Origin of the sequence: Sorangium sp. So ce1504 (assembly GCF_051521635.1) — a bacterium.
In the GTDB taxonomy this organism is placed as follows: Bacteria; Myxococcota_A; Polyangia; order Polyangiales; family Polyangiaceae; genus Sorangium; species Sorangium cellulosum_B.
Map to the genome: position 1 here is coordinate 1954815 of NZ_CP150365.1, position 11665 is coordinate 1966479.

Genomic DNA, 11665 nt, shown 5'->3' on the forward strand with positions numbered 1-11665 from the left:
GACGCCGTCTACGTTCGGTTAGCGATCGACCTACTCTCGGAGGGGATGACCATGACGGCAAGAGCTTGGCTGGTGGCGCTCGCGATGTTCACGGTTGCCGGGTGCGGGAGCGACGGGGGAGAGACAGGGAGCGCGACGTGCACGGGTGCAGGATGTGCGTGCAGCGGGTTCGACTGTGAGTGCGTGGCGGGCGCCGATTGCAAGACCGAGTGCGGTTCGACGTCGTGCTCGCTCGACTGCACGACGGACGCCAAGTGCAACGGCAGCAGCGAAGGCGCGCTCACGCTCCAGTGCATCGACACGAGCGAGTGCAAGGGCAACGGCGGCGACGGCAGCGTGATCACGTGCACGGAGCAGTCGAACTGCGACCTGAAGGCGGACGGCGGATCCACGGCGGTCTGTCGAGATCAGGCCACGTGCAAGTTCAACCTGGGCCCCGGCGCCACGATCCGGTGTGAGGACGAGAGTCACTGCGATCTCAAGTGCGACGTCGATTGCGTTGCGACGTGCGCCGAGACGGCGGAGTGCAAGGTGAGCTGCGGCGCTGACAGCACGCCTGGCGTGACGTGTCCAGACGGACGGCTGGTATGCGGCACGGACTGCTGAGGGGCATTCTCCTGCGGGAGCTCAGCGGGTGAAGCGGCGGATGGCGTGCCGGATCTGCTCGGGCGCCATGGGATCCGTCGATAGGGCGCTGTGCAGCACGAGGCCCTCGATCAGCGCGTCGAGCTCCCGCGCGGTCACCGGGTCGAAGTGGAGCTCCAGCGCGCGCCGGCTCCGTAGCATCCAGGCCTGGGTGACGGCGCGCAGCGCGGGCCTCCGGGCGGCGGCGACGTAGAGCTCGACGCTGAGCACTAGGTCGCGCTCCGAGCCGAGCAGGGCCGTGGTGAGGTGCTCGACGAGGAGCTCGACCGCGGCCCCGCGGTCGCACGCGGCGCGCATCTGCTCCTCGAAGCGGGTAGCCATGTCGTCCGCGTGCCGGGTGAACGCCGCGGCGAGCAGCTCGTCGATCGAGGCGAAGTGGTACGTGGTCGAGCCGAGCGGCACGTCGGCGGCCCGGGCGATCGAGCGGTGGGACGCGCCGGCGACGCCCTGCTCGGCGATCACGTCGAGCGCGGTCGCCAGGAGCCGCTCCCGGCGCCCGGGGTCGTGGCGGCGGGCCCGCCGCGCGGGGGCGGCGCGCCTCGCCCTGGCGGCGCTCATCGCGCCTCCGTCACCCTCGCGCCTCGCCCGGCGCCTGCGCGGCCCCCGTGGCGTCGATGGCGCGGATCACGCGGGCGGGGTTCCCGACCGCGACCACGTTGGCCGGCAGGTCGCGCGTCACGACGGAGCCCGCGCCGACCACGGTGTTGTCGCCGATGGTCACCCCCGGAAGCACGATGGCGCCGCCGCCGAGCCACACGTTGTTCCCGATCGTGATGGGCTTCGCGGCCTCCCATTTCTGCCGCCGGGGCTCGGGCTCCACCGGGTGGGTCGGCGTCAGCAGCTGCACGTTCGGGCCGATCTGCACGTCGTCGCCGATCGTGATCGGCGCGACGTCGAGCGCGACCAGGCCGAAGTTCGCGAAGCAGCGCGCCCCGAGGGTGATACGCGAGCCGTAGTCCACGTAGAACGGCGGGCGGATCTCGGTGCCCTCGCCGATCGCGCCGAGCAGCTGCTCCAGCAAGCGGCGGCGCAGCGGGCGCTGCCGTGGCGACGTCGCGTTGTAGGCCGCCATGAGATCGAGCGCTGCCGCGCTCTGCTCGGCGATCTCGGGATCGTCGGCGATGTAGAGGTCGCCAGCGAGCATCCGCTCGCGCATGGACCGGAGATCGGGAGGGGTCGACATATGGACGAGTGTACACTCGATAGGAACGGATGTCCACATCGGCGGCCGGGACGAACGCGTCGGCGTTCAGGCGAGGAGCGCGAGCGCAGCCAGCCAGCCTGCGCCTGCCTGCCGAACGACGCTGCAGCGATGTTCCATCAAACCATGTGCGCAGGACACGCCGGTGGGCGCGGCGCTCGCTCACACGACTTTGCCTGCAGGCCATTCCGGTGCCCGAGGCGGAGTGCCGGCAGCAAAACGGCCCCTCCTGTTTCTATGGCGATTGCGAAGGCGGCCAGCGCACGGTCGCGACCTGCCTGGCATCGGGGTGGACGCTCGAAGGACGTCACTCCAGGGCGGGCTCGTGCGCGGCCGCCCCGGAGAGGTCGATTATCAGGGGTAGACATAGGGCGCGTCCAGCCCGAGCGGGAAGCCGAGTTGCCAGTACGCGAGAAGGAACAGCGTCCAGGCGACGAGGAAGGTCACCGAGTAAGGGACCATCAGCGCGACGAGCGTGCCGATCCCCGTACCCTTCACGTACTTCTGGCAGAAGACCACCACGAGCGGGAAATACACCATCAGCGGTGAGATGATGTTCGTCGTCGAATCCCCGATCCGGTACGCCGCCTGCGTGAGCTCCGGCGAGATGCCGAGCGACATGAGCATGGGCACGAGGATCGGGGCGAGCAGCGCCCATTTCGCCGACGCGGATCCGATGAGGACGTTGGTGAGCGCCGTGAGCAGGATGGCGCCCACGATGGTCACCGCGCTCGGGAGCGCCATCGCCTGCAGCCCCGCGGCGCCCTTCAGCGCGAGGAGCGCGCCGAGGTTTGAGCGGTTGAAGAGGTAGATGAACTGCGCGGCGAAGAAGGCCATGACCAGGTAATAGGCCATCGTGCTCATCGTCTTGCTCATGCCGTCGATGACGTCGCGGTGGCTCGTGAACGTGCCGGCCGCGTAGCCGTAGACGAGCCCCGGGACGAGGAAGAAGAGGAAGATGAGCGGCACGATCGCGCCCATGAGCGGCGCGCCGCTGACCGTGAGCTGCCCGCTCGGCGCGCGCAGCGGCGACGAGGCCGGCACGCTCGCCGCGACCAGCAGCGCGACGCTGGCCGCCATCGACGCGAGGGCCAGCCAGAGCGCGCGCGCCTCGCGCGGCGTGAGCGCCGCCGTCATGCGCTGCTCCCCCTCGGGCGCGGCGTCCACGGGGGTCCGGGCGACGCGCGGCTCGATCACGCGGTCGGTGATGTACCAGCCGACCGCGACGATCACGAGGCAGGAGGCGCTGCAGAAGAACCAGTTGCAGAGCGGGTTCACGGTGCGCTTCGGGTCGAGGATGCTCGCGCCGGCCTGCGTGAGGCCCTGCAGCAGCGGGTCGAGGCTCGACGGGATGAAGTTCGCGCTGAAGCCGCCCGACACGCCCGCGAACGCCGCGGAGATGCCCGCGAGCGGGTGCCGGCCGGCGGCCTGGAAGATGACGCCGCCGAGCGGGATGACGAGCACGTACCCCGCGTCCGCCGCGGTGTGGCTCGCGATGGCCACGAGGATCAGCATCGGCGTGAGCAGCACCCTCGGCGTGACCGCGAGGACCTTCTTCAGGCCGGCGTTGATGAACCCCGAGCGCTCGGCGATGCCGACCCCGAGCAGGGCCACGAGCACCACGCCGAGGGGCGGGAAGCTCGTGAAGGTCTGCACCATGGTCGAGAGGAACTCCGTGATCGCCTTGCCCGAGAGCTGGCTGTGGACCACGAGCGGCTGCTTCGTGCGCGGGTCGATCTCGCTGAACGTGAGCGTAGCGAGCGCCGCGGAGAGGACCACGACCACCGCGGCCAGCAGGACGAAGAGCACCGCCGGATCAGGCAGCCTGTTGCCGGCGCGCTCCAGCGCGTCGAGGACGCGGCTCGCCCCGCGGCGCTCGGCGCGGGGCAGGGGAAGGGACTGCTCGGGTTGCTCGCTGGACATGCGCGCATCTTAGAGCGATCACCCCGCGGAGCGTGACGCGCTGAGCCCTGATCGGTTGCTCGGGCCGGCGCCGGTGTGCTCGTGCAGGAGCAATGGATCAGCACCGATTGCTGCTGGAGCAGCAATGGGCGCCAGGGCCGCCGCGCAGATCAGAGCAAATGGCGCGCTTTGATCTCGAGATACCGGTTGATGAGCTGCCCGGTGAGCTGGCCGGGCGCGACGTCGAGCACCAGCGCGCCGTGGTTCTTGAGGTCGCGCACGAGCCGGTCGCGGAAGCTCGAGAGCTCGGCGGCGGCGCCGCGCGTGTACGGGTCGGCCTCGCCGCCCTCGACCAGCGCGTCGATCTCCACGTCCCGCAGCAGCACCATGAGCGGCAGGTGGCGCGGCATCACCCCGCGCATCAGGCGGAGCAGCTCGCTCGCGGCGACGTCGTCCACGACCTGCGTGAAGAGCACGATCAGGCTCCGCTTGCGCACGCGCAGGCCCACGTGCTGGAACGCCGAGCCGTAGTTGGTCTCGACGAGCTCGGGGTAGAGGTCATAACCGGCGGAGAGCACGTGCTTGGCCGCGCCCGCGCCGCTCACCGGGGGCGCGTAGCTCTTGATGCCGTCGGCGAAGGCGAGCAGGCCCACGCGGTCGCCGCCGCGCGCGGCGACGTGCGAGAGCATCAAGCTCGCGTTGAGCGCGTGATCGAAGAGCGAGAGCCCCTGCGTCTGCGCGGTCATCAGGCGGCCCGCGTCGAGGAGGAAGAGGAGGTTCTGGTTGCTCTCGAGCTGGTACTCGCGGCTGATGATCTTCTTCTGCCGCGCGGTCGCCTTCCAGTCGATGGAGCGGAACTCGTCGCCGCGGCGGTACTCGCGCAGGCGCTCGAACTCGCTCTCGCCGCCGCGCTTGCGCGAGGCGCGCAGCGCCGACGGATCGCGATCCTGGCGCGCCATGAGCTCGAAGGTGCGCACGGCCTGCACGTCGGGGTACACCTTGACCGGCGTCTCGGCCGGCACCGTGACCTGCCGGATCCAGAGGCCGAACGGGGAGAGGTAGCGCACGTGGTGATCGCCGATCGTGTGCGCGCCGCGGCGGGTGGGGCGCACGTGGTAGCGGGCCGTCGCGCGCTCCCTGGGCGGGAGCTCGAGCTTCACCGGCAGGTCGTCGCTCTCGGCGTGATCGAAGAGATCGTCGGCGACCTCGATCGAGAGCTTGCGGCGGGAGAGCGAGCGGAGCTCGAGCGTGATCAGGTTGGGGCGCCCGATGGAGAGCACCGCGGGGGCGTGGCGCTTCACCGTCACCAGCGGCCTCCGCGCGAGGAGCGCGTCGATCGCGGCCCAGAGCGCGATGCCCGCGTCCGCGGCGAGCATGGGCAGGAGCAGCGTGCGATCGACGAGCGTCGCCACCGCGAGCCCGAGGGGCACGATCGCCAGCAGGACGAGGGCGCGCGAGGGGATCATCGCGCTCAGGCCGCCGTCTTCGGCACCTTGGCCTCGCGGAGGATGTCGTCGACGCAGTCGTCGGCGCTCACGCCCTCGATCTCGGCGTCGGGGTGCAGGATGAGCCGGTGGCGCAGGATCGCGGGCGCGAGCGCCTTCACGTCGTCGGGGATGACGTACTCGCGGCCCTCGCTCGCGGCCATGGCGCGCGCGACCGCGAGCAGGCCGATCGACGCGCGCGGCGAGGCGCCGAGGTAAACCGAGCGGTGCACGCGGCTCCGGCCGACGATGTCGGCGATGTACTCGATGATGCCGTCGTCCACGCGGATCCGCGCGAGCCCCTCGCGCATCTCCACGAGCTCGGCGGCGGTGGCGACGCGCTGGATCTCGAAGCGATCGAGGCGCGCCGCGTGGAAGCCGTTGACGTGGTTCTTGAGGATCAGCCTCTCGACCGCCTGCGAGGGGTGCTTGACGTTGACCTGGATCAAGAAGCGGTCGAGCTGCGCCTCGGGCAGCGGGTAGGTGCCCTGCGACTCGATGGGGTTCTGCGTGGCGATGACGAAGAACGGATCCGGCAGCGCGCGCGTGATGCCGTCGGAGGTGACCGCGAGATCTTGCATCGCCTCGAGCAGCGCGCTCTGCGTCTTGGCGGGCGCGCGGTTGATCTCGTCGGCGAGGAGGAGCTGCGTGAAGATCGGCCCCTCGTGGAAGACGAAGCGGTCTTCCTTCTGGTTGAAGACGTTGCCGCCGGTGACGTCGCTCGGCATCAGATCGGGCGTGAACTGGATGCGCTTGAAGGTGGCGCCGAGCACGTGCGCGAGGGTGCGCACGAGCAGCGTCTTGCCGAGGCCGGGCACGCCCTCGATGAGCACGTGACCGCCGGCGAGGACGGCGACGAGCGTGTGCAGGATGAGATCGTCCTGGCCGAGGAGCACCTTGCCGGCCTCGCGGCGGAGGAGATCGAAGCGATCGCGGAATTCAATCGGGTTCATGTCGTCTTTCGATCGGAGGTTCGCTGACCGGTCGCGTCGAGGAAGGCCTGGAGCTCGCGCACGAGCTCGAGATCGGCGGCGGCGCCGTCGCGCGAGCGAGGCGAGGGCCGCGCGCCGCGCGCGCTCTCGGGCGCGCGGAGCGACGAGGCGGGCGCGGCGTCCTCGCGGGCGCCGGAGGCCTCGACCAGCACGCGCATCACCTCGGCCTCGGGGCGGCCGGTGCGCGCGGCGATCGCCTCGGCGAGCGGGATGAGGCCCCGCCGGCCGGAGCGGTGCACGCGCTCGCGCAGGCGATCGAGCGCCCAGCTCGCGTAGAGGCCCGCGGCGTGGCGCGAGGCGCGCGCGCGCCGGTAGGCGAGGCCGAGCGCGCGGGCGTGATCGGCGAAGGCGCGCCGGCCCGCGGCGGGCGGATCGCGGAGGCGCGAGAAGGCGCTGCCCTTCCAGAGGTAGAGCAGCGCGAGGAGCAGGAAGAGCTGCGCGATCACGGGCCAGAGGTTCGCCTCGCGCACGGCCGCGAAGGGCGTCTCGGCGCCGACGCCGGTCCACTCGTCGACGATCTCGACCTCGGTCGCGTACGGCGCGAACCGGAGCAGATCGAGGAAGAGCTGCGCGTTGTCGGGGGCCGCGAGCGAGACGTTCGACACGAGGCGATCGTCCGCGACGACGACGACCTTGCCCTCGCCGAGGCGGCGGACGACGCCCGCGGTCGAGGACGATTCACCCCGGAAGATCATGTAGAGGTCTTCGGGCTCGTCGCCGTTCGCCTCGACGAGGCGCTTGCCGGGCGGGAGCGAGGCGCGGAGCCCGCGCGACCAGTCCGCGGCGAGCGCCGTCGACGTCTCGGCGTCCTGGGCCACGCGCAGGCCGAGCTCGACCTCGTCGGGCAGGCGCGGGAGCCCGGCGAGGAAGAGCGTGCCGCCCTTGTCGCTCACCCACGCGAACAGGTCCTTCCACGTCGCGTCGTCGATCGTCGCGCCCGGCAGCACCACCAGCGCGAGCGCGCGCTCGGGCGCCGCGAGCGCCTCGCCGCGGCGCCGCGCCTTGAAGCCCTGCTCGTCGAGCACCTCGAGCACCGCCTGGGTGCCCGAGGGCGACCGATCGCCGCCGCCCTCGTCGCCGCCGGCGTGCGGCGTGCAGGAGATGCAGGAGAGCGCGGCGGAGAGGCCGAAGGCGACGAATGCGAGCGCGAGAGCCCGGCTGACGAGCGGGACGACGCGGTCCATCACCGCGCGGAAGATCGGCTCGGAGGGCGGCGTGACGCCGAACTGCACGCCCTCCACGTCGCGCACGATCGATCTCATCGCGCCGTTGAGATCGGGCCGCTCGCGCAGGCTGCGCACGTAGTCGCCGTTGGTGCGAGAGGGGTGGATCTCGATGAGACCATCCCCGTCGAGGCGGCGCAGGAGCGCGGCGTACGCGTCGTCGATCGCGCGCGCGTGGTCGCCGCGGGACGCGTGGCTGCGCGCGCGCGCGAGCAGGCGCTGCACGTCGGTCTCGACCTCGCGCCTCGCCGTCTCCTCGGGCGTGGGGCCGCGCGCGGGCGCCTTCTCCTCCTTGGCCTCGTCGGCGGGCGCGCGATCGCGGAGCAGGTTCTTCATCAGCGCGTGGATCACCCCCCCGAAGAAGACCACGAGCAGGCCGATGAAGAGCACCGACGCGAAGAGGCTCATCCCCGAGAGATCGACGCGCATCTCGGGCCCGGGGCGGCGGCGCTCGTCCTCGTTCGGGCCGCGATCGGTCGGCGCGCCGCCCGCGCGATGTTTGCCGGACGCGCCGCGGCCGCCGCGGCCGGACACGGCCGATCGCGAGAGCTCGACCGGGGGCAGCTTGCACGCGGCGGGCAGCTCCGGGCACACGTCGCTCGATCCGGCGATGATCGGGCACCACGCGTGCTCCTCGGGGGTGAGCGGGTAGTCGTCCTCGTGGCAGAAGCGGTAGCGATCGTCCTCGAGGACGTCGCGCACGCTCCAGTGAACATTCTTTTCCGCGTCCTCCGCCCGGGCGTCTCGCGCGAGCGGCGCGCCCGCGGAGAGCGCGAAGAGGGCGGCGAAGAGGCGCGCGCGGCGGCTCACGCGGCGGCCCTCTTCTCGCCTTCGCGCGCGGCGATCGCGAGGAAGCGGAGCTGGATGTCCCAGCCGTCGGCGCGCGTGCGCGCGTCGATGTAGTGGAGGAAGCGCGCCGTCGCGACGTACGGGATGCCGGCGAAGAAGCCCGCGAGCGCGAAGGGCGAGCCGCCGTCGTCGAGGAGCGCGCCGAACGGCTTGCCGAGCTGGAGGATCGCGTCGACGAGCGACTGGCCGAGCAGCTCCACCGTGAGCGCGACGCCGGCCTGCGCGAGGAGCAGCGCGAGCAGCGCGCCCAGGACCGCGGCGACGCGGCCGGTGACGAAGCGGCTGCTGCGCTGGATGGCGTCGCCGGCGTGCGCGGCCTCGAGCAAGCTGGCCTCGTGCACGAAGACGAGGCGCGGCCAGGCGAGGGGGAGGCCGAGGAACATCGGGAGCGCCGCCGCGGCGAGCAGGAGGCGGCTCAAGAAGAGCACCCACAGGTACGACGAGAGGCGCGCCCTGAACAGGCGGAGCACCTGGCCCGCGCTGAGCTCCTCCGAGAAGAGCAGGCGCCCCACCGCGACGGTGAACACGCCTTGCGCGACGCCGCCGAGCGCGATCGCGACGCCCCACACCCCGAGCCACGACCAGCCCGCCGCATGCCGCAGCGCGAGGCAGCCGGCGAGCATCGGAAGGAAGAGGATCGCCGAGAGCCGCGCGTAGAGGCCGAGCGCGCGCGACATGCAGAGGCGGCAGGCGAGATCGAGGATCTCGGAGAGCGGGCGCGGGCGCAGCACGATCGCGGAGGCGCCGAGGTTCATCGCGAGGCCTCCTTCGCGGGGCGGCCCGCGAGCGCCAGGTAGAGGACGATGAGCAGCGAGAAGACGCCCGAGGCCGCCCACTTCACCGGCGGGGGGAGCCCCGAGGGGGACCAGAAGCCCTCGATCCCCGCGGCGATCAGCAGCATCGCCGCCGCGCCGAGGATCTGGCGCACGATCGACGGCGCCGCGCGGCGCAGCGAGCCGACGCGCGTGCGGCCGCGCGTCTCGACGAGCGCGTAGCCCATCTCGAGCCCCGCGCCGCCGGCGATCACGATCGCGGTGAGCTCGAAGGGCGCGTGGCTGCACATGAACGTCCAGATGTTGCCGCCGTGGCCCACGCTCATCACGTGGCCGACGACGGTGCCGGTGAAGAGGCCGTTGTAGATGAGGAAGAAGATGCTGCCCGCGCCGAAGAGCACGCCGGTGGCGAAGCAGCGGAAGGCGATGCCGACGTTGTTGAAGACGTAGAACCCCGCCATGCCCGTGTCGGTGCCCGCGTCGCGCCCGCTCGGGCCCTCGCTGTACATCTGGGCCATGCCCTGGAGCACCGGGCTCGGGAGCACGTGGGTGGCGAACTCGTCGGAGGCGAGCGCGCCCGCGATGCCGACGAGCGAGGGGAGGAAGAAGAGCGCGCAGGCGATCGCGAAGAAGCGGCCGTTCGCGCGCAATGCGCGCGGGAAATCGCGGGTGAAGAAGGTGACGATGTCGGGGAGGCGGAAGGGCTCCGCGCCGTAGAGCGTCGCGTGCGCGCGCGCGGCGAGCGCGTCGAGGTACGCGGTGAGATCGGGCGTGTAGCGCGCCGCGCGCGCGCGCATCAGATCGGTGCAGAGCGAGCGGTAGAGCGCGGCGAGGCGCGAGATGGCGGCGCCGTCCTTCTTCGCGAGCGAGCCGCTGTCGTGGAGGAGGAGGCCATCGAGCTCCTGCCAGTCCGGCCTGCGGGCCGCGACGAACTCGTCCTGGGAGCGGGCGCCGATCACGCGCTCACCTCCTTCTTGCGCTTGCGGCGGGGCTTTGGGCCGCTCGCGGCCCCCTCCTGGCCGCCGCGGTGCGCGTGCGCGCGGTGGTGGAGGACGCCGAGGAAGCGCGTGGCGTCCTTGTAGCGGACGCCCATGCGCTGCGCGAACACGGGCGCGGTCATCTCCGCGAGCTCGCTCGCGCGCGCGGGCGAGAGGCGATCGAGGCGGCGGAGGAAGAGCTCGATGGCGTCGAGCTCCTCGCCGGAGAGCGGGAGGCGCGCGGGCAGGCTCGAGAGCTCCGCGGGGCTCGGCGGCGGTCGGAGGACGAGCGGGCCGGCGACCGTGTGGCGCGCCTCGACGATCACGAGGGTGCCGCCCACGAGATCGCCGAGGCGGCGGAAGCGCGGATCTCGGCCCATGACGGCGAGGCCGACCGCGTACGTGCCGAGGAACGAGAGCGGATCGATGAACGGGGGGAGGAGATCCGCGGCGCGCAGCAGGTTGCGCAGCAGGCTGTCCCCGAAGCGGAGCGGCTGGCCGCCGTCGGTGACGACGCGCAGCGAGAGGGCGCGCTTGCCGGGCGTGCAGCCGCTCCAGAGGGTCTCGAAGAAGACATAATACCCCCACTCGATCGCGAAGAGGACCAGCAGCACGAAGCCCGTCGACGCGCCGCGCAGCGCTGGCCCCACGGCGACGCCGCCGATCGCGGCGAGCATCCCGACCGCGAAGACGATGATGCCGCGCACCACCAGATCGATGAGGTACGCGAGCGCGCGCCGCGCCGGGCCCGCGATCTGGTGGCGGAACCGCACGTGCTCCGGCGTCTCGATCTCGGCGCTCGTGTCGAGCGGCTCGCGGAGCGTCTCGCGGTGGATCATGCGGCGAGGAGGGCGATCAGGATCCCGCCCTGGGCGGGGCGAGGACGACCTTGGTGCCGGCGATGCGATCGTGCAGGCAGCGGCGGTCATCGCTGAAGATCATGAGGCCGTCGACCAGGTTGACGATCGAGCTGAGCGCCTGGCCGACGGCTGGGATGAGGCCGGGGAGCGCGATGAGCCAGTTGCGGACGATGACGCCGGACACGAAGTCGACGCGCGAGCCGTCCGCCTTGGTGATCTTGATCTTCGTCCACTTCTTCCCGAGCGTCTGCCCGCGCGTGGCGATGAGGTACCACTGGTAGATGACGAGCGGGAGCGGGCCGAGGAGCGCGCCGACGCCGATCATCAGGTAGAGCTTCCCTTCGGGGTAGGGCGTCCCCTCGTCGGTCGCGACGCCATCCATCGCGCCGGTGGCGACGAGGAGGATCACGGCGGGGATCACGGAGCCGACGAGCAGCAGGTTGTCGAGGATCCGCGCGCCGAGCCGCGTGCCGCGTTCGGCGAGGATGTGCTCGTCCGGCTCGTCCTCGCCATAGGAGCGCGCGTCGTCGGTCGTCGGTGCGGCGTACGGGTTGTACTCGTGCCTGGGATCGTCGAGCTGCATGCCCCCTCCTCCTCGTCGGAATTGCATCACCCGAGCGGCAGCGCGTCAATCGGCCGAGCCGCTCGGCCCCACACGGCGCACGCGCGGCGGCGCCCGGCCACGGGCTCCCTGAAAGACGAGCACGTCGGCGAGCCAAGGGCCGTCCCCCCGGCGGCCACCGTGGACGACCTCCTGAC

General features: G+C 71.9%; 11 protein-coding genes. 1 reads left to right on the plus strand and 10 read right to left on the minus strand.

Features of this window, described 5'->3' with window-relative positions; genetic code table 11:
* The first annotated feature begins 51 nt into the window (after positions 1-51).
* Entirely contained in the window at positions 52-606 is a 555-nt protein-coding gene (locus tag WMF39_RS07455) for a hypothetical protein (RefSeq protein ID WP_437744852.1), read from the plus strand.
* A gap of 21 nt (positions 607-627) precedes the next feature.
* On the opposite strand, the gene WMF39_RS07460 is transcribed toward WMF39_RS07455, so the two are convergent.
* From WMF39_RS07460 to WMF39_RS07505, 10 genes are all read right to left on the minus strand, one after another.
* The gene (locus WMF39_RS07460; RefSeq protein ID WP_437744853.1) at positions 628-1203 is read right to left on the minus strand and encodes a TetR/AcrR family transcriptional regulator; all 576 of its coding nucleotides are present in this window, start codon (positions 1201-1203) and stop codon (positions 628-630) included.
* A gap of 10 nt (positions 1204-1213) precedes the next feature.
* Positions 1214-1828: a sugar O-acetyltransferase gene (locus WMF39_RS07465; RefSeq protein ID WP_437744854.1), complete on the minus strand. Its 615-nt coding sequence runs from the start codon at positions 1826-1828 to the stop codon at positions 1214-1216.
* A gap of 372 nt (positions 1829-2200) precedes the next feature.
* A complete protein-coding gene (locus tag WMF39_RS07470; RefSeq protein WP_437744855.1) occupies positions 2201-3769 on the minus strand; it encodes an AbgT family transporter in 1569 nt (522 codons plus the stop codon).
* A gap of 149 nt (positions 3770-3918) precedes the next feature.
* Positions 3919-5214 carry a DUF58 domain-containing protein gene (locus WMF39_RS07475; protein WP_437744856.1) on the minus strand — a complete coding sequence of 432 codons (1296 nt, stop codon included), beginning with the start codon at positions 5212-5214 and terminating at the stop codon, positions 3919-3921.
* Between the two features lie 5 nt (positions 5215-5219).
* The gene (locus tag WMF39_RS07480) at positions 5220-6185 is read right to left on the minus strand and encodes an AAA family ATPase (protein WP_437298446.1); all 966 of its coding nucleotides are present in this window, start codon (positions 6183-6185) and stop codon (positions 5220-5222) included.
* Positions 6182-8257 carry a DUF4350 domain-containing protein gene (locus WMF39_RS07485; RefSeq protein ID WP_437744857.1) on the minus strand — a complete coding sequence of 692 codons (2076 nt, stop codon included), beginning with the start codon at positions 8255-8257 and terminating at the stop codon, positions 6182-6184. Before WMF39_RS07485 ends, WMF39_RS07480 begins: the two co-directional genes overlap by 4 nt.
* Entirely contained in the window at positions 8254-9051 is a 798-nt protein-coding gene (locus WMF39_RS07490; RefSeq protein ID WP_437744858.1) for a hypothetical protein, read from the minus strand. Before WMF39_RS07490 ends, WMF39_RS07485 begins: the two co-directional genes overlap by 4 nt.
* A complete protein-coding gene (locus WMF39_RS07495; protein ID WP_437744859.1) occupies positions 9048-10028 on the minus strand; it encodes a stage II sporulation protein M in 981 nt (326 codons plus the stop codon). The genes WMF39_RS07490 and WMF39_RS07495 overlap by 4 nt, the downstream gene beginning before the upstream one ends.
* Complete coding sequence (locus WMF39_RS07500) at positions 10025-10885, minus strand: RDD family protein (RefSeq protein ID WP_437744860.1); 861 nt, start codon at positions 10883-10885, stop codon at positions 10025-10027. The genes WMF39_RS07495 and WMF39_RS07500 overlap by 4 nt, the downstream gene beginning before the upstream one ends.
* A 16-nt stretch (positions 10886-10901) precedes the next feature.
* Positions 10902-11489 (minus strand): RDD family protein, encoded by a 588-nt coding sequence (locus WMF39_RS07505; protein ID WP_437744861.1) that lies wholly within the window; start codon positions 11487-11489, stop codon positions 10902-10904.
* Between the last annotated feature and the right edge of the window lie 176 nt (positions 11490-11665).